Origin of the sequence: Anaerostipes sp. CAG:276 (assembly GCF_000432215.1) — a bacterium.
GTDB lineage: Bacteria > Bacillota > Clostridia > Lachnospirales > Lachnospiraceae > Anaerostipes > Anaerostipes caccae.
The window spans coordinates 117,713-142,459 of the sequence record NZ_FR889179.1 but is presented as its reverse complement, the minus strand read 5'-3'; the positions used below and the strand labels follow the sequence as shown (position 1 = coordinate 142,459).

Annotated in this window: 24 protein-coding genes and 1 pseudogene; 24 read left to right on the top strand and 1 reads right to left on the bottom strand. The window is 43.7% G+C overall.

The window, feature by feature from the left end; all coding sequences use genetic code 11:
- From QVP35_RS04675 to QVP35_RS04625, 11 genes and pseudogenes are all read left to right on the top strand, one after another.
- Positions 1-302 (top strand): annotated as a pseudogene (locus tag QVP35_RS04675) (hypothetical protein); the annotation flags it as partial.
- 101 nt (positions 303-403) lie between these two features.
- Entirely contained in the window at positions 404-1,240 is an 837-nt protein-coding gene (locus QVP35_RS04670; RefSeq protein WP_009290051.1) for a class II fructose-bisphosphate aldolase, read from the top strand.
- Between the two features lie 29 nt (positions 1,241-1,269).
- Positions 1,270-1,791, top strand: a complete 522-nt coding sequence (locus QVP35_RS04665) for a YjbQ family protein (RefSeq protein ID WP_006568349.1) — start codon at positions 1,270-1,272, stop codon at positions 1,789-1,791.
- 17 nt (positions 1,792-1,808) lie between these two features.
- Positions 1,809-2,498: a triose-phosphate isomerase gene (locus QVP35_RS04660; RefSeq protein WP_009290050.1), complete on the top strand. Its 690-nt coding sequence runs from the start codon at positions 1,809-1,811 to the stop codon at positions 2,496-2,498.
- Positions 2,499-2,715: 217 nt separating this feature from the next.
- Positions 2,716-3,420, top strand: coding sequence for a ComF family protein (locus QVP35_RS04655; RefSeq protein ID WP_009290049.1), 705 nt, complete (start codon positions 2,716-2,718; stop codon positions 3,418-3,420).
- A 223-nt stretch (positions 3,421-3,643) separates the two neighbouring features.
- Complete coding sequence (gene mutY, locus QVP35_RS04650; RefSeq protein WP_022260842.1) at positions 3,644-4,696, top strand: A/G-specific adenine glycosylase; 1,053 nt, start codon at positions 3,644-3,646, stop codon at positions 4,694-4,696.
- 50 nt (positions 4,697-4,746) lie between these two features.
- On the top strand, positions 4,747-5,562 hold the full coding sequence (locus QVP35_RS04645; protein WP_009290046.1) for a MetQ/NlpA family ABC transporter substrate-binding protein: 816 nt from the start codon (positions 4,747-4,749) through the stop codon (positions 5,560-5,562).
- Between the two features lie 39 nt (positions 5,563-5,601).
- Positions 5,602-6,399, top strand: a complete 798-nt coding sequence (locus QVP35_RS04640; protein ID WP_009290045.1) for a basic amino acid ABC transporter substrate-binding protein — start codon at positions 5,602-5,604, stop codon at positions 6,397-6,399.
- Between the two features lie 25 nt (positions 6,400-6,424).
- Complete coding sequence (locus QVP35_RS04635) at positions 6,425-7,102, top strand: amino acid ABC transporter permease (protein ID WP_009290044.1); 678 nt, start codon at positions 6,425-6,427, stop codon at positions 7,100-7,102.
- A complete protein-coding gene (locus QVP35_RS04630; protein ID WP_009290043.1) occupies positions 7,089-7,811 on the top strand; it encodes an amino acid ABC transporter ATP-binding protein in 723 nt (240 codons plus the stop codon). The genes QVP35_RS04635 and QVP35_RS04630 overlap by 14 nt, the downstream gene beginning before the upstream one ends.
- A 360-nt stretch (positions 7,812-8,171) precedes the next feature.
- Entirely contained in the window at positions 8,172-9,191 is a 1,020-nt protein-coding gene (locus QVP35_RS04625; RefSeq protein ID WP_009290042.1) for a virulence RhuM family protein, read from the top strand.
- A gap of 68 nt (positions 9,192-9,259) precedes the next feature.
- On the opposite strand, the gene gdhA is transcribed toward QVP35_RS04625, so the two are convergent.
- Complete coding sequence (gene gdhA, locus QVP35_RS04620) at positions 9,260-10,594, bottom strand: NADP-specific glutamate dehydrogenase (protein WP_009290041.1); 1,335 nt, start codon at positions 10,592-10,594, stop codon at positions 9,260-9,262.
- Between the two features lie 174 nt (positions 10,595-10,768).
- Here gdhA and QVP35_RS04615 point away from each other — a divergent pair, with 174 nt between their 5' ends.
- From QVP35_RS04615 to QVP35_RS04555, 13 genes are all read left to right on the top strand, one after another.
- Positions 10,769-11,560 (top strand): glycosyltransferase, encoded by a 792-nt coding sequence (locus QVP35_RS04615; RefSeq protein ID WP_009290040.1) that lies wholly within the window; start codon positions 10,769-10,771, stop codon positions 11,558-11,560.
- Entirely contained in the window at positions 11,535-14,093 is a 2,559-nt protein-coding gene (locus QVP35_RS04610; protein ID WP_022260840.1) for a YfhO family protein, read from the top strand. The genes QVP35_RS04615 and QVP35_RS04610 overlap by 26 nt, the downstream gene beginning before the upstream one ends.
- Before the next feature lie 244 nt (positions 14,094-14,337).
- Positions 14,338-15,213, top strand: a complete 876-nt coding sequence (locus QVP35_RS04605; protein WP_006568363.1) for a DUF1002 domain-containing protein — start codon at positions 14,338-14,340, stop codon at positions 15,211-15,213.
- Between the two features lie 63 nt (positions 15,214-15,276).
- Positions 15,277-15,543, top strand: a complete 267-nt coding sequence (locus tag QVP35_RS04600; RefSeq protein ID WP_009290037.1) for a pro-sigmaK processing inhibitor BofA family protein — start codon at positions 15,277-15,279, stop codon at positions 15,541-15,543.
- 203 nt (positions 15,544-15,746) lie between these two features.
- Positions 15,747-17,822, top strand: a complete 2,076-nt coding sequence (locus tag QVP35_RS04595) for a BglG family transcription antiterminator (RefSeq protein WP_022260839.1) — start codon at positions 15,747-15,749, stop codon at positions 17,820-17,822.
- Positions 17,816-18,091 carry a PTS sugar transporter subunit IIB gene (locus QVP35_RS04590; protein ID WP_006568367.1) on the top strand — a complete coding sequence of 92 codons (276 nt, stop codon included), beginning with the start codon at positions 17,816-17,818 and terminating at the stop codon, positions 18,089-18,091. The genes QVP35_RS04595 and QVP35_RS04590 overlap by 7 nt, the downstream gene beginning before the upstream one ends.
- A gap of 25 nt (positions 18,092-18,116) precedes the next feature.
- Positions 18,117-19,397 carry a PTS ascorbate transporter subunit IIC gene (locus QVP35_RS04585; protein WP_022260838.1) on the top strand — a complete coding sequence of 427 codons (1,281 nt, stop codon included), beginning with the start codon at positions 18,117-18,119 and terminating at the stop codon, positions 19,395-19,397.
- Positions 19,398-20,114, top strand: coding sequence for a tryptophan synthase subunit alpha (gene trpA, locus QVP35_RS04580; RefSeq protein WP_009290034.1), 717 nt, complete (start codon positions 19,398-19,400; stop codon positions 20,112-20,114).
- 37 nt (positions 20,115-20,151) lie between these two features.
- Entirely contained in the window at positions 20,152-20,649 is a 498-nt protein-coding gene (locus QVP35_RS04575; RefSeq protein ID WP_009290033.1) for a prepilin peptidase, read from the top strand.
- Positions 20,646-21,503 (top strand): hypothetical protein, encoded by an 858-nt coding sequence (locus tag QVP35_RS04570; RefSeq protein ID WP_009290032.1) that lies wholly within the window; start codon positions 20,646-20,648, stop codon positions 21,501-21,503. Before QVP35_RS04575 ends, QVP35_RS04570 begins: the two co-directional genes overlap by 4 nt.
- Positions 21,482-22,714, top strand: a complete 1,233-nt coding sequence (locus QVP35_RS04565; RefSeq protein WP_022260837.1) for a CpaF family protein — start codon at positions 21,482-21,484, stop codon at positions 22,712-22,714. The genes QVP35_RS04570 and QVP35_RS04565 overlap by 22 nt, the downstream gene beginning before the upstream one ends.
- Entirely contained in the window at positions 22,659-23,438 is a 780-nt protein-coding gene (locus tag QVP35_RS04560) for a type II secretion system F family protein (RefSeq protein ID WP_009290029.1), read from the top strand. The genes QVP35_RS04565 and QVP35_RS04560 overlap by 56 nt, the downstream gene beginning before the upstream one ends.
- A 2-nt stretch (positions 23,439-23,440) precedes the next feature.
- Positions 23,441-24,742, top strand: a complete 1,302-nt coding sequence (locus tag QVP35_RS04555; protein WP_022260836.1) for a type II secretion system F family protein — start codon at positions 23,441-23,443, stop codon at positions 24,740-24,742.
- Positions 24,743-24,747: the final 5 nt, after the last annotated feature.

Genomic DNA, 24,747 nt, shown 5'->3' with positions numbered 1-24,747 from the left:
CCTGTGTACCGATCGACGGATTAGTATCAGAGTGTATTACAAGAGCGAAGATCGACCTGAAGGCAGGCCAGACCATCGATGGAATCGGAGGATTCACAACACATGGATCTATCGCAGAAGCAAAAGAATCTGACGCCAAAGGATATGTACCGTTCGGACTTGTAACAAACAAGGCAGTTATGAAGAGAGATGTGAAGAAGGGTGAACTCCTGACATACGATGATGTGGAATTAGATAAGTCAACCCTGATCTACCAGCTGAGAAAAGAACAGGACGCAATGTACGGAAGAAACGTTTTATAGTTTCATAGCAGGAACAGAACAGGAAGAAGATGTCCCGGAGGTCTGTGTTTGTCTGACGGACCTGACCTCTGAGACATTCTCAATTAAGGAGGAAAGAGAAGATGCTTGTAACTTCAAAGGAACTGTTTAAAAAAGCACAGGAAGGGAAATTCGCGATCCCTGCACCAAACTTTATTGATCTTGAGTCTCTCCGCTGGCATGTGGAAACAGCCGAAAGACATAATCTCCCGCTGATCCTTGCACTGGCTGAGGCACATATCGGAGAAAATATTACATTGGAAGATGCTGCTTTGGTAGGAAAGAAATATGCCGAGGAAGCAAAAGTACCGGTTGTACTTCATCTGGATCACGGAACTACACCGGAAGTGATCAAAAAAGCAATCGATCTTGGATTTTCTTCTGTCATGATTGACGCTTCACAGGATACTTTTGAAGAAAATGTAAGAAAAACTAAGGATATCATCGACTATGCACATCCAAAGGGAGTGGTAGTGGAAGCAGAAATCGGCCATGTGGGAGCCGGTGAAAACTATGAGAACCATGAGACATCCGATTCTCAGTATACAACTGTAGAAGAGGCAAAGAAGTTTGCCGAAGAGACAGGTGTGGATTCACTTGCGATCTCTATCGGTACAGCACATGGAATGTATAAAGGCATTCCGGAAATCAATTTTGACAGACTGAAAGAAATTGCTGCGGCTGTTGACACTCCGCTTGTCCTTCACGGAGGATCTTCATCAGGAGATGAAAACTTAAACCGCTGTGCAACAAATGGAATTACGAAAATAAATATCTTCTCTGACCTGTTAGTGGCCGCAAAAGAGGAGATTGACAATAATAAACCGGAAACGTATCTGGATGTAAAGGCATTGTCAAAACAGGGAATGCAGAAATGTCTGGAACACTATTATGCAGTATTTGAAACAAGGGAAGCTTAATTTCCAAGCTGTAAGGAGGAGAATCAATAATGACCGTATATAAAGAACAAATCAGCCTGAACTCTCATGGCACGACACCGACTTACCTGGATATCACCCCTCAGGTAAAGGAAGCAATCAAAAACAGCGGAATCAAGAGCGGAACCTGTACCGTCATCTCACCTCACACAACCTGCTCTGTTTTCTTTGAAGAATTTGTACATGATTATAATGAGGCAGGGGATGAATTTCTCCAGGAAGATTTAAACAATGTGCTTGAAAAGATCATTCCAAATCAGGATTCTAAAGATCTCTACATTTATCCGGGAGAAAAACATTATGAGGCTGTGGAGGCATGGCCGAACGCTGCAGAATATCTTCCGGACGGGGACAGAAAAGCCCTCTGGAACTGCGACGCACATCTGAAAGCAACACTTCTTGGCTCCAGCCAGGTGTTTGACGTAGAAGACGGAAAATTAGGTGTCGGATCCACAGGATATGTTTATTTTGTAGACTTTGACCGCACACGTGCCCGCACAAGAAAATGCAAGATCATTGTAATGGGCGAATAGGAAGGGATGGCATAAGCATGAAGAGAGAACTGAGAGTACCATTTTTAATCGTCAATCCAAAAGCATATATTTACGGAGAAGAATCCTTAGAACTTGCAAAAGTTTGTGACCAGCTTGCCGAGGAATATGACATTGACATTATCTTTACAGGACAGCATGTGGACTTAAAACAGATCGCACAGGAGACAAAAAATTTGATCGTGACAACACAGCATATGGACGGATTAGTTCCGGGAAGAGGAATGGGATTCATCCTTCCGGATGCGCTGAAAGCAGCCGGAGTGGACGGTGTGATCTTAAACCACGCAGAGCATCCGCTTTCTATGTGTGACTTGGATAAGACCATCAAACGTGCAAATGAACTGGATATGATCACGATCGTGTGCTCAGATTCAGTGGAACAGACAAGAGCGGTTGCAGAGCTTGGGCCTGATGTTATGATCTGTGAACCTACCAGCCTGATCGGAACAGGAAGCACAAGTGATGACGCATACATAGAAGCTACAAATGAAGCAGTGAAGTCCGTAAATCCTGACATTAAGATCATTCAGGCTGCCGGAGTCAGCACCGGGGACGACGTCTACAGAGTCGTAGTGGGCGGAGCTCACGGAAGCGGAGGAACAAGCGGAATCCTGAATGCGCCGAGCAGAAAAGGCAAGATTGAAGAAATGCTTCAGGCGCTTGTGAAGGCAAAAAAAGAAATATAACATTTTCCACATGATTTCCGTTTGGCTCTTAAAATGCCTCACTTTAGTCATGCAGAAAATGGACGTAATGTCTACTGAATAGATTGCTGGAAAAGTTCTGTATCCTGAGAAGATACAGAACTTTTTTGACGGGTTTCATCAAATTGATTTTTGTCAAGTAATAGTATATAATTTACATTAATAAAAAGGAATCGTTCTGCTTTCGGAAAGGATTTTTATGTTATCTTTATTCCTGTCTTTCTTATTTCCGAGGCGCTGCCCGATCTGTCATCATCTCTTAAAAAATCAGCAAAGCCTTATTTGCCCCAAATGTTATCAAAAGGTCGTCTTTGTTCGGGAGCCGGCCTGTTTTTGCTGCGGAAAACCTCTGGAAAACGAAGAAACAGAGCTGTGCAGTGACTGCAGAAAGCATCCGAAGACATTTAAAAAGGGGATCCCTTTGTGTGTGTATAACAACGAAGTAAGGGATTCCCTGGCGGCGATCAAATATCAAAACCAGAAGGAATATGCGGACTTTTATATTATGGAAATAAAAAAGAGGAAATTAAAACAGCTGAAAAATTTGAGAATTGATCTGATACTGCCTGTTCCGCTCCACAAAAGGAAAAAAAGACAGAGGGGATTTAACCAGGCAATGCTGTTTGCAGAAGGTATCGGAGAGATCCTCCATGTACCGGCCAGTGACTGTGTGCTGTTCAGAATCAAATATACAAAGCCGTTAAAGTCGCTGAATCCAAGGGAGCGTCTGGCATCCATGGAACACAGTTTTTGGGCTTCTGACGAAGTGAAGGGGAAAAGGGTACTCTTAGTGGATGACATTTACACAACAGGGGCCACGGCAGAAAGCTGCACGAGGGCCTTGAAAGCGGCAGGTGCAGAAGACGTATGGGTGTTTTGTGTGGCAATCGGATATGGAGAATAGGAGGGACTAAAGCAGAGGATAGAAATCCTGATTTGATATCCTTTCCATTATTCTCACAGTAGAAATCTATCGGTTTCCCTGATATAATAAAGCTTTGCGGGCTGTACACAGATGTGTAAGGAAATTATTTGACTATGTCAAATCTCATCTGGCACGCAAAGTTTAAAAGACTATGAGCTGAAGTGGGCTTGCCCACTTTGTTCGGTACAGAAGGGAATTTATAATGAAATTGAAAAAAGAAATCGGAGAAGCGCTGCTTTTCTGGTATGACCATAATGCGAGAATCCTGCCCTGGAGGGCGGATAAGAATCCATACCGCATCTGGGTTTCCGAGATCATGCTCCAGCAGACCAGAGTGGAGGCGGTGAAGCCCTATTTTGACCGCTTTATGGAAGAACTGCCGGAGGTAAAGGATCTGGCGGAAGTAGATGAAGAAAAACTTATGAAACTGTGGGAGGGGCTGGGTTATTATAATCGGGCCAGAAATTTAAAAGCCGCGGCTCAGACCATCGTAAAAGAGTATGACGGGAAGCTTCCGAATGACTACGATCAACTGCTTTCGCTGAAGGGGATCGGTATGTACACGGCGGGGGCCATCGCCTCTATTGCCTATGATATCCGGGTTCCTGCCGTTGACGGAAATGTTCTGCGTGTCATGGCCAGGCTCCTGGGTGACGATTCTGACATTCTGAAAGAAAAAACAAAAAAAGAGATGGCGGAAAGAGTTATGGAGATCATGCCGGATCAAAGGGCAGGAGATTTTAATCAGGCACTGATCGAACTGGGGGCCATTGTCTGTGTGCCTAACGGAGAACCGAAATGCTGTGAATGTCCATGGGACACGGTTTGTACTGCATACAGAGAGGATCTGATCGGCAGGCTGCCGGTGAAGAAGCCGAAAAAGAAACGGAAGATAGAAAAGAGAACCGTGTTCGTCATCGAGACGGACAGTATGGTTGCCCTTCATAAAAGAGAAGAGAAAGGTCTTTTGGCAGGACTGTGGGAATTTCCAAACATACTCGGGAAATGCAGCCAGGATCTGGTGGAAGAAACATTGGATGGCTGGGGAATGTCAGACTGTGTTTATGAATTTACCCACGAGGGGAAACATATTTTCAGCCACATTGAATGGCAGATGTCAGGAGTGTTGGTTTCTCTGAAAGAACCGGTGGAGTCAGAAGAACTTACTTGGGTCAGCAAGAAGGATTTAGAAGAGGAATACGCCATTCCGTCGGCATTTGAAATGTTTAGGGAGTCTTTACAATCTGTCTATTAAAGGGTACAATTACAGAAGCTATATATTATTATAAGGTAAGGAGAGCAGCAATGAAAAAATTAATAGCAGTTGCGCTGTCTACAGTTGTCTGTTTTGGTGTGCTGGCCGGATGCGGCAGCTCCAAAAAAGAGGACAAGACAATCGTAGTCGGTGCGAGTCCATCACCACACGCAGACATCTTGAAGGTTGCGGCAAAGGAACTGGAAAAGGACGGCTACAAGCTGGAGATTAAAGAGTATTCAGACTATGTACAGCCGAATAACGCATTGGGATCAGGAGATCTCGACGCCAACTACTTCCAGCACATCACCTATCTGAAGAATTTTGCAAAGGAACATAAGCTGGATTTAGTTTCTGTCGGAATGATCCACTATGAACCGTTCGGCATTTTCCCGGGGAAAGCAAAATCACTGAAAGATGTGAAAAAAGGTGCAGTGATCGCAGTTCCCAATGACACTACAAACGAGGCAAGAGCATTATTGCTTTTGGAAGCACAGGGCCTGATCAAGCTCAAAGACGGAGCAACCCTTACAGCAACCAAAAAAGATATTGTGAAAAACCCTAAGAACATCGAGATTAAAGAGCTGGAAGCAGCACAGCTGCCGCGTTCCTTAAAGGATGTGGATTTCGCGGTCATCAACGGAAATTATGCTTTGCAGGCCGGCATGACAGTAAATAAGGACGCCCTCGCAGTGGAAGATGAGGAGTCTGTGGGCGGAGCAAAGACCTACGGAAATGTCGTTGCAGTCAAGAAAGGCAATGAAGACAAGGACTCTATTAAGGCTCTGATCAAAGCATTAAAGAGCGACGCAGTAAAGAAGTATATGGAGAAAGAATATAAAGGCGCGGTCGTACCATTATTCTAGAACCATTGCGATAAAATTAAGTTTAAGAAGGAGAAAATCATGAGAAAAATTTTAACCGTAGCACTGGCTGGTGTATTGGCAGCAACAATGCTGTTTGCAGGATGCAGCAAAAAAGAAGAGAGCAAAATTCCGGAAAAGATCATTGTGGGAACCAATGCGGAATTCCCTCCGTTCGAGTACGTTGACGACAATAAAAAGGTTGACGGCTTCGACATTGCGCTTATGAAAGAAATTGCGAAACGCATGGATAAGAAGATCGAGATCCAGAACATGGAATTCAAATCTTTGATCGGTTCTATGGAGTCCAAGACCATCAACGTGGTTGCAGCGGGAATGACGAAAACAGAGGAACGCCAGAATGCAGTAGATTTCTCAGACAGTTACTATACATCCAATCAGGCGATCATTGTTAACAAAGACAGCAAGATTACAAAACTGTCTCAGCTGGACGGAAAGAAAATCGGTGTTCAGGAAGGTACTACGGGAGACCTTATTTCATCCGGAGATAAATTCGGTGAGCCGGGAAAAGAAAAAGTTGTTGTAAAAAAGGCAAAGGTAAAAAGGTTTAAAAAAGGTGTAGATGCAGTCATGGATCTGAAAAACGGATCAGTAGATGCGGTTGTCATCGATGAAAAGCCTGCTCAGGAATTTGTAAAGAACAACAGCAAAAAGCTGAAATTAGTCATTGACTCTGCTGGAGCAGAATACTACTGCCTGGCACTTCCGAAAGGAAACGAAGAGTTTAAGAAAGAGATCAACAAACAGTTAAAGGCAATCAAGGAAGATGGAACTTACGATAAGCTCAAAGCGAAATACATCGATAATTCCGATAAGTAGTTTACAGGAAAGGTAAGATATTGACATGTTAGATTCATATTATCGGGCTTTTATAGCAGAGCAGCGGTACCTGATGTACCTGGACGGACTAAAAATGACTCTGCTGGTATCTCTGCTGGCGATTATTCTGGGTGTAGCGCTGGGAACCATTCTTGCACTGATGCGCATGACAGCAGAGCGGAGAGGGAAAAGTACATTATTATCTAAAATAGCATATGTATATATTGATATTATCAGAGGAACCCCTACGGTTACGCAGCTGCTGATCATGTATTTTGTAGTTCTGAAAGGGGTGGACGGACTGATCGTCGGTACGGTGACGTTCGGGCTGAACAGTGCGGCGTATGTCGCAGAAATCATCAGGGCAGGAATCCTTGCAGTAGATCATGGACAGATGGAAGGCGGACGTTCTCTGGGCCTGTCTTATGGACAAACAATGAAAGATATCATCCTTCCGCAGGCGGTAAAAAATATTCTTCCCGCATTGGGAAATGAGTTTATTGTTCTGATCAAGGAAACAGCTATATTGGGGTATGTATCCATTGTTGACCTGACGAAAGTTGCAGATTTTGTTACTTCACGGACATATGAAGCGTTTGCTCCTCTGATCGGAACCGCCATTATTTATTATTTGGTTGTGAAAGTGCTCACTCTTGTATTAGGGGCTGTGGAAAGGAGGCTGAGACAGAGTGATAAACGTTAAAGATTTACACAAATATTTCGGCTCCCTGGAAGTCCTGAAAGGCATCAACTGCCACATTGAGAAGGGAGAATGTGTCTGTATCATTGGTGCGTCCGGTTCCGGAAAGAGCACATTCTTACGGTGTCTTAACCTTTTGGAGACACCTACAAAAGGTGATATTACCATTGACGGCATGAATATCATGGAGAAGGGGTTTGATGTGGATGAACTCCGCCGGAAGGTAGGCATGGTGTTTCAGCATTTTAACCTTTTTCCTCACCTGTCTATTCTCGATAATGTGACATTAGCCCCGATCCGTCACAAGATGATGACACCGGACGAGGCTAAGAAGAAGGCTATGGAACTGTTGAACCGTGTAGGTGTCGGCGACAAGGCGGACAACTATCCGGTACAGCTCTCCGGAGGGCAGAAGCAGCGTGTGGCTATCGCCAGATCGCTGGCTCTGTCACCGGATATTATGCTGTTTGATGAGCCTACATCGGCTTTGGATCCGGAGATGGTCGGAGAAGTTCTTGAGGTTATGAAACAGCTTGCAAAGGAAGGAATGACCATGGCGGTTGTCACCCATGAGATGGGATTTGCAAGAGAAGTGGCTGACAGAGTCTTGTTTATGGACGGCGGAGTTATATTGGAGGCCGGGACACCGGAACAGATATTTGACTATCCGAAAGAAGACAGGACGAAAGAATTTTTGAGTAAGGTATTATGACATTTTCCACACGATTTCCGTTTGGCTCTTAGAATGCCTCACTCCAATCGTGTAGAAAATGGACATATTATCTGCTGGAGCAGGCAGCTTAGAAATCAAAGGTGCCACCTGCGATAGTTTTTCTGATACTAAGCTGATCTTTATACGGCAAAAGTGTTTTAAGGCAGAAAGATTAAGACGTTATTTATAAAAAACATGTTGCAAATTTCGGAGCAACATGTTTTTTCTTTAGAAAATTATTTCTGGCTGCTGGAGCTATTTAGTAAGTAATTTATTTTGTGTTTACAAAATATTACAAATATTGTATAATCACAATATGAGAATAACACAATCAGAAAAGTATGAGGTGTGGAGGGTATAATGACAGAAGTAGATATTTCTTCATCGAATGATAAAGGGCACATAATTATATACCAGACGGAGGATGGACTTACACATATTAATGTTAAGATAGAAGATGAAACCGTTTGGCTCACACAGGCACAGCTATGCAGCTTATATCAAACCAGCAAGTCTAACATAAGCGAACATATTAAACATATATTTCAGGAAGGTGAACTGGAGGAAAAAGCAGTTGTTCGGAAATTCCGAACAACTGCGGCTGACGGAAAAAGCTATAATGTAATACATTATAATCTTGATATGATTATTTCACTTGGCTACCGTGTAAAATCAATCATCGCTACGAAGTTTCGTATTTGGGCAACAGAACGTTTGAAAGAGTACATGATAAAAGGTTTCACAATGGACGATGAAAGATTGAAGCAATTAGGAGGAGGAAATTACTGGGGAGAACTTCTTGATAGAATCAGAGATATTCGCTCTTCAGAAAAGGTGCTTTACAGACAAGTGCTTGACTTATATGCCACAAGTGTAGACTATGATCCTAAAAGTGCTCAATCCATTCGTTTTTTTAAGATTGTACAAAATAAACTTCATTTTGCTGCACATGGGCATACTGCTGCAGAAGTGATTTATGAACGTGCCGATGCAAACAAGCCGTTTATGGGTTTAACCTCATTTTCCGGAGAGATACCAATTAAAAAAGATATTGGTATTGCTAAGAATTACCTGAGACAAGACGAACTGAAAGTACTTAATAATCTTGTTTCTGGATATTTTGATTTTGCTGAGATACAGGCTTTGCGCCATAATCCAATGTATATGAAGGATTATATCAAGCATTTGGACAGCATACTGGCATCTACTGGGGAAAAGTTACTCGAAAATTCAGGAAGTGTAAGCCACATTCAGGCAATGGAGAAAGCGAAGAAAGAGTATCAAAAATACCAGGTTCAGACCGTTTCTCCCGTGGAACAGGCATATCTTGATTCTATAAAATCGATTGAAAAAAAAGCAAAAAGAAAATCCAGAGAATAAATGAAATAAAATACCGGAAACCTGTCACAGTTCCCGGTATTTTTTAGCTGCATTAAATTGTATGTATTCTACACGATTCCCTGTGCTGTCATCGCATCAACAACCTTTTCGAAGCCTGCGATATTTGCACCGGCTACGTAGTTTCCTTCCATGCCGTAGCGTTTTGCCGCGTCGTCTAAGTTGTGGAAGATATTTACCATGATATTCTGTAATTTACCGTCTACTTCCTCGAATGACCAGCTTAAACGCTCGCTGTTCTGGGACATTTCCAGTGCGGATGTGGCAACACCTCCGGCATTGGCAGCCTTTCCAGGGGCAAATAAGATATTGTTTGCCTGAAGATATTCTGTTGCTTCCAGAGTCGTAGGCATGTTTGCACCCTCTGCAACTGCGTAGCATCCGTTTGCGACTAATGTTTTTGCATCCTCGATGTCTAATTCGTTCTGAGTTGCACATGGAAGGGCAACATCACAAGGAACAGTCCATACGCCTCTGCCTTCGTGGTACTCTGCGCTTGGACGGGCCTTAGCATATTCGGTAAGGCGGGCACGCTTCACTTCTTTTACATCCTTTAATAAATCTACATCGATTCCGTCTTTGTCATAAATCCAGCCTGTGGAATCAGAGACAGTTACGACTTTGGCACCTAAATGCTGTGCTTTCTGGGTAGCGTAGATCGCAACATTTCCGGAACCGGAAATACATACGGTGGCATCTTTGAGAGATTTGCCGTTGCATTTGAGCATTTCATCTGTCAGATAGAGTAGTCCGTATCCGGTAGCTTCTGTACGTGCCAGAGATCCGCCGTAAGATAATCCTTTTCCTGTGAGCACACCTTCGTATACTCCGCGGATTCTTTTATACTGTCCGAACATGTATCCGATCTCGCGGGCACCTGTACCGATATCTCCGGCAGGGACGTCTGTGTCAGCACCGATATATTTGCAGAGTTCTGTCATGAAGCTCTGGCAGAATGCCATGACTTCTCTGTCTGATTTTCCTTTCGGATCAAAATCAGCTCCGCCCTTTCCTCCGCCGATCGGAAGACCGGTAAGGGAGTTCTTAAAGATCTGTTCAAAACCTAAGAACTTAATGATTCCAAGATTTACAGACGGGTGAAGTCTCAGACCGCCTTTGTATGGTCCGATGGCGCTGTTAAACTGAACGCGGTAACCGGTGTTTACCTGTACCTGCCCTTTGTCGTCCACCCAAGGCACGCGGAATTTGAACTGGCGTTCCGGATTGACAAGACGCTCTAACAGGGCTTCTTTTCTAAACTTCTCTTCGTTTGCTTCAACGACTGCGCGAAGAGATTCCAGTACTTCCTTGACTGCCTGATGAAACTCCGGTTCAGCCGGATTCTGGGCAACCACTTTCTCAATTACTTCATCTACATATGACATTGTGTATCCTCCTTGAAACAATACTTCAGTATTTTGTTTTGCTTGGACTTTTATCGATAACATTATACAGGATAAAATTTCATAAGACAATAGTAAATTACTGCTTTAATGTGTTAAAGTAAATCGAAAAATGCATGAGGAAAAGATTTCAAGTTTTTTTCGGGGTGTGATATAATGAGCGCAGAACGCCGCCGGGGATGCGGCGGCATGAAGAAAGGAAATACAATGAAAAATTCAGTTGTCATTGCTTATTATAATGGGAAACAATATATAAAAGAACAAGTGGATTCAATCTTAGGACAGCTTGGAGCGGAAGATGAGCTGATCATTTCCGTGGATTCCGATCAGGATGGTTCCGGGGAGCTGCTCAGAGAAATGGCTGAGAATGACGGCCGTTTAAAATTGATCAAGGGCCCGGGCCAGGGAGTGGTAAAAAATTTTCAGAACGGTCTGCTTCACTGCACGGGAGATCTTATTTTTTTAGCCGACCAGGATGATGTCTGGTTGCCCCAAAAGGTTGAGAAAGTCACTGCCTGCTTTCAAGACCCTGATGTTACAGTGACAGTCCACAATGCGCAGATTTCCGATGAAGGATTAAAACCTCTGGATGAGACGACATTTCAATGGAGGGACAGCGGTGCGGGGTTTTGGAAGAACATAAAAAAGAATTCCTATATAGGATGCTGTATGACGTTTCGGCGGGATATCTTAAACCGCATTCTTCCTGTTCCGGATTCAATCTGGATTCATGACCAGTGGATCGGGCTCCTCGCTGAACAGCTTGGGAACCCGGTATTTTTAGAAGATGTTCTTTTACTGTACCGCAGACACGGCGCAAATGTTACCGAACTTACACACGGCAGTGTTATATCCATGTTAAAAAAGCGATATGATATGATTATGGGAATTAACCGTCGGATCAGGAGGTGGAAGAGAGAAGATGCCAAAAAGAAGAAATTTTTATAGACGGAATAAATATTTAATATGGGCATTCCTTGCGCCGTTTTTCATCCTCGAAGGAATTGCAGTCATAATGAAGGTAGAACCCTTTGGGAACAACTCCTTTCTGATCGTGGATGCACTGCATCAATATCTTCCATTTTTTGCGGATTATCATGAGAAGCTCAGGTCTTTGGACAGCCTGTTTTATTCTTTTCATGGCGGCCTCGGCTTCAACTTTTTGGGGCTGTGGGCGTATTATCTTTCCAGTCCGCTGAACCTTATTATTGTACTTTTTCCGAAAGAGATGCTGAACATGGTTCTCAGTCATCTCTATATTATAAAGATTGCCCTGTGCGGGCTGAGTGCGGCGTATTATTTCAGATCCAGAGATAAAAAAAGGCAGGATATGAGCATCACTGCATTTGGAATTTGTTATGCACTGAGCAGTTATATTGTGGGATACAGCTGGAATATTATGTGGCTGGAAGTCATGATAATGCTTCCTCTGATCCTTGCAGGAATAGACCGGCTGATAAAAAAGCGGGACGGAAGGCTTTACTGTGCTGCCTTGTTTTTCTCCCTTCTCTGTAATTTTTACATGTCTTTCATGACATGTCTGTTTCTTGTACTGTGGTATTTACTGTATGACCACAAAAAAGTAAAGGACTTTTTTGTAAACGGTCTGAAATTTGCAGGATATTCTGTGCTGTCGGCGATGATGGCGGGGGCGGTCCTGCTTCCGGCATATTTGGGAATCATGAAAACTTCATCTGCGAAATGGGATTTTCCAAAAGAACTTTGGTATGGAAATTTTGCGGATATCTACTGCCGCCATTTCCTGGGTACTGCGCCGATCACAAACTCTGTAAATGACGGGGAAATCAACCTCTACTGCGGGATATTGACACTGATCTTCGTGCTGTTCTATTTTATGGCCTCCCGGATTTCCTGGAAGACAAAAATAAAACGCGCACTGCTTCTGATTCTTTTGTTTTTCAGCTTTAATATGCCGTTTCTCGGCTATATATGGCACGGATTTCATAATCAGTACGGAATACCAAACCGGTTTGCATATTTATATATTTTTCTTCTGCTCATTATGGCCTATGACGGGCTGCTGGTCATCAAAAGGGAAGGAAGAGAACAGGCATGGAAACTCTGTATTGCCTGCGGCATCTTCTGTATGTCAGTTGGTATCTCAAGCCTCCTGAATACAAAAGCTTTTGACCGCAAAGTTTTGGCACTGACAGCGGCAGCGGTTTTCGTGTATCTCCTGGTGTTTGCTCTGTACGACAGAAAAACGCTGTCCAGAAAAGGGATGATTGCCATATGCTCGGTTCTGCTGGCCATAGAAACAGCCGGGATGGCAGTCTACGGCTTTTCTGAGAACGGTCAGGTGCTGGTCACTGAATATTTCGGGGATACAAAAGATATCCAGAAGGTAAAGGACAAATACAAAACAGGTCCGGACCGGCGAATGGAACTGATCAAGGGCAAAATGCTTGATGAGAGCATTTGGCATACGTTAAACGGAGTCACCATGTTTGGGTCTACGGCGCTCGGCAGTGTAGTGGATATCATGGACGACCTGGGATTTTATACGGGAATCAATGAGTACCTGTATGAGGGGGCAACCCCTTTTACAAATAATCTTCTCGGAGTGAAGTATAATTTGTTAAGGACATCGGATACGAATACCACAGAATTTCAATATTTGGACCGCATCGGCAATGTAAATGTTTATGGAAATCCATATTCAACGGCAGTTGGATACGGTATGAAGAAGTCGGCGTATAAATGGAATTATGATGACGTTAATCCGTTTCTCGTACAGAACAGGCTGTCCGGCGATGCGTTCGGGGGGAATGATATTTTTCATATGATTAAGACGAAACAGCCGAAAACTAACGCCTGCAAGATCACGCAGAGCAATGATGGGGAATATGTCTTTGAAAATACCGCAAGTCTTTCCGACAACATGGTATTTGAAATCCCGGTCACAGAAGATGGAAAGCTTTATTTTCATTTTGACGGAAGTCAGGTGGAGGATACGGCCATTTACCGAAACAATGAGATATATATAAGCGGCCGTCTGAATGCACAGTGCATTTATCTTGGAGATTTAAAGAAAGGCGATCATATCACTGTAAACATGAAACTGAAAGAAGATGACCTTATGTCGGGTGTGGTGAGAGTCACGCTGGCATCTTTAGATGAGAATGCCATGAAAGACCTGTATGGGAAAATGCAGGAACAGGCATTTCATCTGAGAGAATCTTCAAGCGGCATGCTGAAAGGCTCTGTAAATATGTCAGAGGCAGGACCGGTCTTTTTCTCAATTCCGTATGATAAAGGCTGGAAGGTTCTTGTGGACGGAAAAGAAACAGATGCAAAGTCCATTGGAAATGCATTTCTATGTGTGGATGTATCTGGAGGAAAACATGAGATTGAGCTTAAATACTGCCCGGAAGGATTTAAAGAAGGCATCATCTTAACAGCCCTGGGATGGATTTTGTTCACAGTGATCTGCATCAGAAAACGGAAAAAATCCGCATAGACGGAGAGGAGGCCGGGAACGGTAAAGCTCCCGGCCGGTTATGAAAAAATTTTAAAAGCCTAGCAATCAAATGTATTTAATTACTATGGTTTTAGTATAAGCAGAAAATGTGAGGGGAATTTGATAGGATTATGAACAAACTGTGAACAAAAGTGTAAGAAAAAAATAAGCTTTTTATTGCTATTTATAAGAGACTGATATGTTACACTAAGCAGGTAAGAATAATTTACGGAGGAAAATCAAGATGGGAAAAAGAAAAGTTTTATTCAGGGCGGCAGCCCTGGCTTTGGCTGCGGTTATGACATTTTCATGGGGGCCGTCTAAGTTTGTGAAAGCGGACAGTGTAGACAGCGATCAGTATCTGGCATTAGGGGCAGATCTCAGTTCAAAAGAAAAACAGACAGTACTGGAACTGCTCGGGGTGAGCAACACAAGCGATTATACGTTGATTACAGTTACAAATAAAGAGGAACATGATTATCTGGGCGATTATCTTTCAAGCAAGGTCATAGGCAGCAGGGCCTTATCTTCTGTCACAGTTAAAAAGACCGACGGCGGAAGCGGTGTCAATGTTACCACAGAAAACATTACATACTGTACGGAAGGAATGTATAAAAATGCCCTTGTCACTGCGGGGATCAAAGACGCAGAGGTAAAGGTGGCCGGACCGTTTAAAATATCCGGTACTGCGGCGCTGGTGGGAGTCATGAAGTCTTACGAGCAGATGACAGGAAAAAAGATTCCGGAAAAGAGCAAGGATGCTGCAACCGACGAATTGATCACAACCGGTGAGGTGTCTGAGAGCATCGGAAAAGAAGATGCAGAAAAGCTGATCGCTGATGTAAAACAAAAGGTTGCCGAGGATAATCTAAAGACTCCGGCAGAAATCGGGGAAGCCATCGATGAGTCTGCGAAGGATTTGGAGATCAATCTTTCCGATGCAGACCGGCAGAAGATTCAGGAGCTGATGGATAAGATCTCAGACCTTAATTTAAATGTGGATCAGCTGAAGGAACAGGCAAAAGATATATATAATAAACTTAACGACAGCGGATTTTTTGAGAAGGTGAAAAGCTGGTTTTCGGGATTCGTAGATACCATTAAAGGAATTTTCAGCTAATCATAAAAATTTGGATTAACCCTCTTTATGTCTACATATATTGGACATAAGGAGGGATTTTTTATGGATCAGAATCAGATGCTTTTATACATAATGGTGGGTGGCTGCGGCCTCTGTGTGCTTTATGGAATCTTAAAGAGGCCGTCCTATCTCCTGGTCCTGCTGGCCAGGGGAGGGTTCTGCTCGGCTCTTATATTTTTTATACACATCTATTGCCAGAAAAATGGAATTCATGCACCTGTAGATTTAAACATAGCTTCTATAGGAACGGGAGCACTCCTGGGACTGCCCGGTGTCGTCGTGCTTTATGTGCTGGGATGCATTGTATGACATTTTCCACACGATTTCCGTTCGGCTCTTAGAATGCCTCACTCCAATCATGTAGAAAACTAATTTAAATGATTTTTGCTGTAAAAAACTGCACTGGAAGGTGCAGTTTTTTGGTGTTCAGATCTCTGCAGTTCATCTTGAAAATATTTGGTTTTGCGCAGATTTTCATACAATCTTATAATGGGTTTAAGGAGGGAGAAAGGGTGAATAATCGATTAAAAACTATTTTCTTATTCTTAATTCAAAATGACGATCAATACATCACGGTGAGAGATCTTTCGCGGAGATTTTCCATCAGTATGAGGACTGCTTATAATGACTTGAATCGGATCGGAGATTTTCTTTGTGAAAACGGTTTTATCAATTTGAACAGAGAAAAAAACAAGGGAATTATGCTTCGCCTGGATAATCAAGAAAAAAGGAGACTTCAGAAAATGATATGGAGCGGGGAAGACCAAAATATTTCTCCCAGGGAACGAAGCATTAAGATTACTCGTTATCTTTTGGAATGCCTTGATTATATTACTATTGATGAGATTTCCAATCATTTTCAATATTCAAGGAATACGATTGTCAATGACCTGAAAAAAGTAAAGGGATGGATGAGCGGACATGAGCTTAAATTGGTGACTTATCCATACAGAGGGATCTGCATTGAAGGAGAAGAACACTCCGTAAGAGTTGCATGGACTGCGTGTCTTACGGAAGAAAGACAGGGGAAGAATTTGATCAACGAGCCGAAATTATGGGGCACAGTCATAGGAAAAGACGAAGCGCTAAAGCTGATTCAAACTGTCTCTGACCTGGAAGAAGAGCTTCAAACAAGGCTTTCTGATGAAGCTTACAGCCGGATTGTCTTTTCTCTCGGATTTTCTTTATATAGGATCAGAAATGGCAGAGAGATAGAGGAAGACTTTCTATATCCCGGTTTGGAAGAATCAAACGAATATCAGATCATTTCAGGAAGGGGAAGGGAACTTGAGAAAAAATTCGGTGTTTTCTTTTCGGAAAAGGAAAAAGCGTATCTTTCGTCACTTTTTATTGCGAGCAGTCTGCAGGATGAAAAAAATTTCGGCAAAATTGTGAACCAATGGCTGCCTCTTCAGATCGTAGTCAGAAAATTTATCAAGGCCATGGAAGAAGAACTCGGTGCAGAACTGATGCAGGACCGCCAGCTGTTTTATGGACTGCTGGCACATTTGAGGCCGGCGTATTACAGAATTCTCTGCGGCATGCCTGCTGACAATCCGATGTATGAATATGTCATAGAAAATTTTAGATTCATTCATGAAAAGGTAATGGAACAGATTTGTCTGGCAGAACGGGACCTGGGAATCTTATTTCCCGAAGAAGAGGTCTCATTTCTGACGATCTGTTTTGCGGCAGCACTGGAGAGGCAGAAGAAGAAAAAGAAAAGGATTCCCCGGGTCATGGTGATATGCAGCACGGGAACAAGCACATCACAGATGCTCTTGTCCCAGCTGAAAAGCAGATTTCAAATTTCCCTGCTTGGGGCGTTTCCGGCCAGAAAGGTGGATGATATTTTAGAGAGTCAGGAAGTCGATCTGATCATTTCCACGGTGGAACTGATCCGCGACAATGTAAAGATCATAAAAGTCAGCCCGGTTCTCAGCGAAAATGATATGGCCCGGCTGAGTGAACTGCTCGGTTCCATCGACACAAAAATCAGTGTAGACAAGATTTTGGAGATTATGAAACGTCATGGAATGATCCGGAATGAAGGAGGAATGAAGAGAGAACTTGAACAGTATTTTAAATCCGAAACTACAGAGTTAATTACGACAGGAAAGGACAGAGATCCAATGTTGATAGAAGTGTTAAATGAAGACTTGATTGAGACAAATGCAGAAATGAAAACCAGAGATGAAGCGGTGAGAGAGAGCGGACGGCTATTATGCAGCCAGGGGTTTGCAGAGGAGAGGTACATAGACGCGATGATTCAAAATGTGAAGGAAAACGGCACTTATATCGTGATTGCGCCCGGAATCGCCATGCCTCATGCAAGGCCTGAATGCGGTGCGAAAAAGATCGGGATCAGCCTTATGACATTAAAGGAGCCGGTCGTATTCGGCCACAAGGTCAATGATCCCGTGAAAATTGTTATAGGCCTTTGTGCAGTCGACCACCAGACACATCTGACAGCGCTCTCGGAGCTGGTGGAAATACTAAACGACAAGGAGAAAATAGAATTAATTTTAAAGGCCGGATCGCCCAAAGAGATCATGGATGTTGTAAAGAAAGGAGCAGCCTTATGTTGAATATTGTGACAGTGTGCGGAGCAGGAGTGGGAAGCAGCATGATGATGCGTTTGTATGCGCAGCAGAGTTTATCGGAAGAAGGAATCGAAGCAAATGTGGAGGCGGCAGACATTGGTTCTGTCAATCCCGATGCCTTTGACATTGTGATCACCACGTCTGATTTTGCAGACCTTCTTCATGCGTCAAGAGCAAAGATTGTGAGGATCGATAATATGATGGACAAAGCATATTTGAAAGAACAGCTTTTAAGAACAATAAAAGAAATCTAGGCAGTGATTAGAGAAAGGATAAAATATGGATATATTAATGTACCTGATCAACAACGTCTTTAATCAGGCGGTGTTTGTCATAGGAATGGTCGTTTTTCTGGGAATGCTCGTGCAAAAAACGGAGATGTCTAAAATCATTGCGAGCACGGTTAAGACAATGATTGGATTCTTGCTGATCAATACAGGAGGACAGACGCTTGGGGCTGCACTGCTTCCTCTTCAGCCCATGCTCATAAAAGTATTCCGTCTTCAGGTAAAAGTACAGGATCTGGGGGCCGCACAGGCAGAAAGCCTTGGAGACATAGGCAGTGAGATGGCCTTGATCTTTGCCCTTGGATTTTTAATGAACATTTTGCTGGCGAGGATTACGAAATTTAAGTATGTACATCTTTCTGCCCATGTCTCATTTTTCTTTTCCGGACTGATTGCGGCGGCATTAAAATTTGGGACAAATTTAAGTTTTATACCGTTAGTTCTGTTAGGCGCCGTTCTGTTAGGGAGCTATATGACCTTTACATGTGCCTATGTGGCACCTCTGATGAAAAATATTAAGGGAGGAGAAGGATTTACCCTTGCGCATTCCAGTTCCTGCGGTATCTGGCTGGCTGCAAAGATCGGCGGACTCGTGGGCAATAAAGAAAAGGATTTAGAAGATATTAAAATACCGAAGAAATTAAATTTCCTGCGGGAAATGACGATAGCACTTACGGTCGTAATGACTTTGATGTTTTTCGTAATTTCTCTGATCAGCGGGCCGGGATGGGTTGTGCAGCAGGTCAGCGAAGGCAGGGATATTATCAGCTTTTCCCTGCTGAACGGATTACAGTTTGGACTCTGGATTACGGTGATCATCACGGGTGTCAGAATGCTTTTATCAGAAATTATCCCTGCATTCCATGGAATTGCAGACAAAGTAATTCCAAACGCAGTTCCCGGACTGGATGTGCCGCTTCTGTTTCCCAATTATCCGACTTCCGTTATTTTTGGATTTCTGGTGAGCCTGGCCGCAGGATTTATCGGCATGGGAATCTTAGGAGCAGTCAATTATCCGGTCGTCGTATTTCCGGCTCTGATTCCTACATTTTTTACAGGGGCAGTCACTGCTATTTTCGGGAATTCCACAGGCGGAATCCGGGGTGCGTTTGCAGGTTCGTTTTTGAACGGACTCATCCTGATCATAGGTCAGGCAATTCTGCTTCCGATGATCGGAACCTATGCTCCGATCATGAGGATATTAAGTGAGACTGACTATTGTTTATACGGGCCGCTTTTAGGAGGAGTTTTAAAACTTCTGGGAGGCATTTAAATGAAAGATCTTGTATTGTATATGACCATCGGCTACCCTGATGAAAATACTTTTTTTCGAATGCTGGATATGCTGGATGAGGAAAAAGTTCCTGTTTTGGAATTGGGGATTCCTGTTGGGAACCCATTTGTGGACGGTGATCTGATCAGGCAAAGCCATAAGAAGGTGCTCGATTCGGGAATTGAACAAAAAAAGATCATAAGGTGGCTTCAGAGAATACGGAGGGATTATAAATTTTGCATCATACTGATGACGTATAAGGAGGGTATGGAAAGGTTCTGTTTATCTGAACTGGACAAAAATTTATACGACGGCATTTTATGTGTGGACGAAGTGATAAGGGCAGATACCGGGATGAGACCGGTTCAGATATATAATGAAACTATGACGGAAGTCCAAATGCTCAGTCTATTGGCCGAGAATAAAAACTTTGCATATGTCATGAGCGGAAATGGGAAGACGGGATCTTTTTCATGTCTGCCGGACGGATATAAAAGGACCGTTCACTTTTTAAAGAAAAATACAAACCTGCCTGTCTATGTGGGATTTGGCATAAAGACGCTGAAAGACGTGAATGCCGTGTGCAGCCATGGGGCAGACGGAGTGATCATCGGATCTCATTTTATGAGGATCATGAGTGAGAAGGGATATTTGGAATGTAAAAAATATATAAATATAATAAACAATTATTTACAAAAAATAGCTTTACAACCATAAAGAATAATTGTAAAATAATACCATAGGAGGGAGGCCTATGGTATTATTATTTTATCTCACAGCCGCCGTGATCTGGGATTTTACAACGTTCCGGATACCGAATTATTTTATTTTTTTTGGACTGATCCTTGGAGCTTCGCTCCTGCCGTTTCGCGGTTACGGCATACAGGAAATTCTGCTGGGGTGTCTGTGCCCCGTTGTTTTCTTATACCCGCTGTTTTGTATGGGTGCCTTTGGCGCGGGAGATATCAAGCTCTTTGCGGTCACAGGATTGTTCCTCGGCGGATTAAATATCTATCTTGCAGCGGTATCTTTTGCCGCCGGAGGTGTTCTTTCTCTGTTTCAGATGTTATCTGACAAAAGTCTGATTCCGCGTCTTGTCTGTTTCTATTCCTATCTGGCCGGCTGTATCCATGAAAGAAAGTTCATGACGTATCCGTCTTATTCCCCTCAGAAAAAGAAAAATCAAATTCATTTTACCGCGGCAGTGATGATCGGGTATCTGATGCTGTGTGCCTGGAAGGAGTGCCTATGAGCCATATTTTTATCGGAATCTATGATGAAGACGCTGTTTACGGAAAACGGCTGATGGAGTATATCAACCGGCAGAAAGAGTATCCTCTCACAGCGGCGGCGTTTGCTTCCTTAGAAGCGCTCACGGAATTTATCGCCAGTCAGGATGTGAAAGGTGTGATTCTTGAGGAGGGAACACAGATCAACAGTAAAGTACCGGTTTACTATCTGAAGAAAGAGCCCTTAAAGGGGGCATGCCGATATGGAAGTGCAAAGGAGATCGTGAAGGAGGCATATGCAGTTTTCAGTCCAAAAGGCCTGGAATCAAGCGGTGTGACAGGTGTCTACTCTCCTTCTGATAATTTGAGACGTACCGGATTTGCGCTTGAGACCGCAGTAAAACGCAGTGCACTGTATTTAGGTATGGAAGCTTACGGATATGGCGTTCAAAACAGGAGCATGGAGGACCTTCTGTTTGCGGTGAAGGCCAGGAGGGAGAATATCATCGATTATGCGCAAAGTCTGATCTCGGGCACTGACGGAGTCAAAAGGATCGGCTCTGCCCGATGTTTTATGGACTATAAGGACATGTCCGGGGAAGATTACCGGTGGTTTTTTCAGCGGCTGGAAGAAGCGGGAATATCTGCCGTATTAGATATGAGCACAGCCTGTATTTATGATTTTGAACTGTTCTCGCTTTGTGACCGTCTGTATCTTCCGATTTGGGAAGAAGATATGGAAGATCCCAGGCTTTTGGGATTTAAAGAACTTTCTAAACAGCACCCTGTACTTTCGAAACTGCACTGGAAGGAGGTATATTTATCAGAGACACAGAACCAAGCAGACAGGACGAAATGTTCTGCAGAGAGAAATTAAAAGAAAGAGTGCTTCACAGAGCTGACCTTATCTGTGATATAAGCGACAGGCAGCTTCTGGAATTGATAGAGGAAGAGCTGCAGCAGATGTCAGAAGAAGGATATCTGCCGCTGAAGTATAAGTACGAACTGCTGAAAGAGGTTTATAACTCGCTGCGCAGACTGGATATTCTCCAGGATCTGCTGGACGATACTTCAATCACGGAGATCATGATCAACGGATATCAAAATGTATTTGTTGAGATCGCCGGAAAACTCAGGAGATGTCATAAGAAGTTTTCTTCCGAAGAGAAGCTGTATCAGGTGATCCAACAGATCGTGGCAGGGGCCAATCGTATCGTTAATGAGACGAATCCCATAGTAGATGCCAGGCTACCCGACGGCTCAAGGGTCAATGTAATGCTGCCGCCAGTCTCTTTGAATGGTGCCGCTATGACGATCAGAAAGTTTGCGGGGGAACCTATGACGATGGAATGGATGCGGAAAAAAGGGGCCTTTACACATTTTACGGAGCAGTTTCTTGAGATTCTCGTCAAGGCCAGATATAACATCTTTATTTCAGGAGGCACCGGAAGCGGAAAGACAACATTGCTGAACGGAATGTCAAACTGTATTCCGAAAGATGAACGGATCATCACGATAGAGGACTCGGCGGAACTGAAACTCAATGGCATTGAGAACCTGGTCCGCCTGGAGATGAGAAATGCCAATATTGCCGGGGAGAACCAGATCACGATTGCACAGCTGATCAAGGCAGCGCTCAGGTCAAGGCCTGACCGTATCATCGTGGGGGAAGTGCGCGGAGAGGAAGCTTTGTCGATGCTGAATGCCATGAATACTGGACACGATGGGTCCATTTCCACCGGGCACTCTAACGGACCTGAGGACATGTTGAGACGTCTGGAAACGATGGTTCTAATGGGGGTGGAGATGCCGGTTTCAGCTATACGGGGACAGATCGCATCTGCCATTGATATTATCATTCATCTCGGCAGAGTCAGAGACGGCAGCAGAAAGCTGATGGAGATTGATGAGGTCCTTGGAATCTGCGACGGTCAGGTGAAGCTTGCAAAACTGTTTATTTTTGATCAGAAAAAAGGGCTCTGTTTTGCCGAATCACTTCACAATACGAAAAAACTTAGGGAGTATGGTCAGTATGAAGCTTATAAAGAATTATTATCTCAGCAGAATCAAGGAGGTAAACATCCTTGAAGTGTTTAATATACGAAAGGCTGTGCTGAAAGCGGCGCAGGGAATGATTCTATTTTTTATCATATGCTATCTCTTTTATGACCGGATCTGGCTCGGGATCTTATATGCAGTGTTTTGTTTCCCATATATGCTGTATCAGGCCAGGGAGGAGAGAAAGATGCGGATCAGACAGTCCAGGCTGGAATTTAAAGAGATGCTGCTCTCCGTCTATAACAGTCTGAGCGCGGGATACTCTCTGGAAAACGCTGTGAGGGCCGCTCGGGATGATATGAGAGCAGTCAATGGAGATAAGAAAAGTGTGCTGGAACAGGAACTCTCGCTGGTGTGCGCGGGACTGGAGGTAAATCAGCCCATCGAAGTGCTGATGGATAAGATGGCTTTAAGGCTTGGTGTGGATGAAGCATCGCAGTTTGCACAGGTGCTGTGGATTATCAAGAGAAACGGAGGGAATCTGATCCAGATTATCAAAAAGTCCGTGGAGCATATGAACCAGAAAATACAGGTCAAAGAAGAAATCCTTACGATGGTATCTGCCAAAAGAATGGAACAGAAGATTATGTCCGTGATGCCGTTTTTTATTCTTTTGTATGTGCGTCTTATGAACCCGGGATATTTTCAGGTTTTATACGATTCTCCGGGAGGCGTGATATTGTCGACGGTTTGTCTGATTGTTTTAGTCGCTGCAGGAATGTGGGCAAAAAAAATTGTGGAAATCGAGGTGTAACATTGATAGAAAAGTGGGTCCGTCATCTGCCGGAGACAGCTGTCAGGAACAGGAGGGAGTACATACGCAGCTACTTCTGCGGCAGCAGGGAGGAACAGGAGAAAGAGGTTTGGCGTTCACTTTCCGAACAGTGGAGAAAGGTATTTCTCGCAGCATGTGTATTTCTCGGGGTTATCTTTTTGGCGGCAGGGTCGGAATGGCTGGGAGCAAAAGATATCTCCATTCACAGGGACAGAGACGGAGAAGAATTAAACCGGGAACTGAATATTGATACAGGCAAAGAAAAAGAATCCTATGATCTGATCATTCATCCTAAGGCATACACCGAAAAAGAAGAAAGGAAAGCCTTTGATAAGGCTAAAAGTTACCTGAAAAAACATATGAAAGGTGATAATCCGTCTTTAAATGAAGTGAAAGGCCGGCTTCATTTCCCGGAGCAGATTCCGGGAAATCAGGTCAAAATCAGCTGGGATACAGGGGATCTGAGTCTGATCGATGAGGCAGGCAATGTATTTAACGAAGATTTAAAGGAACCTGTGATCATAAAAGTGAATACCTCTCTCTCATACGGAGAGCACAGAGAAATGATCATGACTCCGGTCCGTCTGGTTCCGGGACAAGCCGATAAAAAGGGGACGAAAATCGACGGAATTAAAAAGAAATTAGAACAGATTGAGAAAGAAAATGCAGGAAAAGATACGTTTCGTATTCCTTCAAGTATAAACGGCAGCGAGATTACAGAGGCGGATAAGGGGAATGGCCGTCTTCCGGCACTGGCCGCGATAGGCATCCTCTGTCTCGTGCTTCTGTGGTACACAGAGGAAGAAAGACAGAAGCAGAAGAAAGCCAAGGCAGTGAAAGAGACGATGGAGGAGTATCCTATAATTATCAGCCGTTTTGTTTTGCTTCTGGGAGCCGGAATGACGATTCAGGGGGCAGTCCATTCTATCGGATCTTCTTTTGACAGAGATCATCCCAAGTTTGTTTACCGGCAGTTTCAGCAGGCAGATAAAAAGATCGCTCTCGGAATGTCTCAGGCGCAGGCTCTCAGAGAACTTGGAAGCAGCATTCAGCTGCCATGCTATAAGAAACTGTCAGTCCTGCTGTCCCAGAGTCTGCTCAGAGGAACAAGGGATCTTTTAAGCAGACTTGAAGAGGAAGAGACAGAGGCATTTTCAGAGCGGAAGGAAACGGCCAGGCGCAAAGGGGAAGAGGCCAGCACTAAGCTGCTGATGCCAATGATCCTTATGCTCATCGTTATTCTTACCCTGCTTATGGTGCCTGCATTTTTATCATTTTCATAGAAAGG

What these genes read in the sequence shown, in the direction of transcription:
- QVP35_RS04670 (WP_009290051.1), top strand. Translation starts at nt 404, where the DNA reads ATGCTTGTAACTTCAAAGGAACTGTTTAAAAAAGCACAGGAAGGGAAA.
- QVP35_RS04665 (WP_006568349.1), top strand. Translation starts at nt 1,270, where the DNA reads ATGACCGTATATAAAGAACAAATCAGCCTGAACTCTCATGGCACGACA.
- QVP35_RS04660 (WP_009290050.1), top strand. Translation starts at nt 1,809, where the DNA reads ATGAAGAGAGAACTGAGAGTACCATTTTTAATCGTCAATCCAAAAGCA.
- QVP35_RS04655 (WP_009290049.1), top strand. Translation starts at nt 2,716, where the DNA reads ATGTTATCTTTATTCCTGTCTTTCTTATTTCCGAGGCGCTGCCCGATC.
- mutY (WP_022260842.1), top strand. Translation starts at nt 3,644, where the DNA reads ATGAAATTGAAAAAAGAAATCGGAGAAGCGCTGCTTTTCTGGTATGAC.
- QVP35_RS04645 (WP_009290046.1), top strand. Translation starts at nt 4,747, where the DNA reads ATGAAAAAATTAATAGCAGTTGCGCTGTCTACAGTTGTCTGTTTTGGT.
- QVP35_RS04640 (WP_009290045.1), top strand. Translation starts at nt 5,602, where the DNA reads ATGAGAAAAATTTTAACCGTAGCACTGGCTGGTGTATTGGCAGCAACA.
- QVP35_RS04635 (WP_009290044.1), top strand. Translation starts at nt 6,425, where the DNA reads ATGTTAGATTCATATTATCGGGCTTTTATAGCAGAGCAGCGGTACCTG.
- QVP35_RS04625 (WP_009290042.1), top strand. Translation starts at nt 8,172, where the DNA reads ATGACAGAAGTAGATATTTCTTCATCGAATGATAAAGGGCACATAATT.
- gdhA (WP_009290041.1), bottom strand. Translation starts at nt 10,594, where the DNA reads ATGTCATATGTAGATGAAGTAATTGAGAAAGTGGTTGCCCAGAATCCG.
- QVP35_RS04615 (WP_009290040.1), top strand. Translation starts at nt 10,769, where the DNA reads ATGAGCGCAGAACGCCGCCGGGGATGCGGCGGCATGAAGAAAGGAAAT.
- QVP35_RS04610 (WP_022260840.1), top strand. Translation starts at nt 11,535, where the DNA reads ATGCCAAAAAGAAGAAATTTTTATAGACGGAATAAATATTTAATATGG.
- QVP35_RS04605 (WP_006568363.1), top strand. Translation starts at nt 14,338, where the DNA reads ATGGGAAAAAGAAAAGTTTTATTCAGGGCGGCAGCCCTGGCTTTGGCT.
- QVP35_RS04600 (WP_009290037.1), top strand. Translation starts at nt 15,277, where the DNA reads ATGGATCAGAATCAGATGCTTTTATACATAATGGTGGGTGGCTGCGGC.
- QVP35_RS04590 (WP_006568367.1), top strand. Translation starts at nt 17,816, where the DNA reads ATGTTGAATATTGTGACAGTGTGCGGAGCAGGAGTGGGAAGCAGCATG.
- QVP35_RS04585 (WP_022260838.1), top strand. Translation starts at nt 18,117, where the DNA reads ATGGATATATTAATGTACCTGATCAACAACGTCTTTAATCAGGCGGTG.
- trpA (WP_009290034.1), top strand. Translation starts at nt 19,398, where the DNA reads ATGAAAGATCTTGTATTGTATATGACCATCGGCTACCCTGATGAAAAT.
- QVP35_RS04575 (WP_009290033.1), top strand. Translation starts at nt 20,152, where the DNA reads ATGGTATTATTATTTTATCTCACAGCCGCCGTGATCTGGGATTTTACA.
- QVP35_RS04570 (WP_009290032.1), top strand. Translation starts at nt 20,646, where the DNA reads ATGAGCCATATTTTTATCGGAATCTATGATGAAGACGCTGTTTACGGA.
- QVP35_RS04565 (WP_022260837.1), top strand. Translation starts at nt 21,482, where the DNA reads ATGTTCTGCAGAGAGAAATTAAAAGAAAGAGTGCTTCACAGAGCTGAC.
- QVP35_RS04560 (WP_009290029.1), top strand. Translation starts at nt 22,659, where the DNA reads ATGAAGCTTATAAAGAATTATTATCTCAGCAGAATCAAGGAGGTAAAC.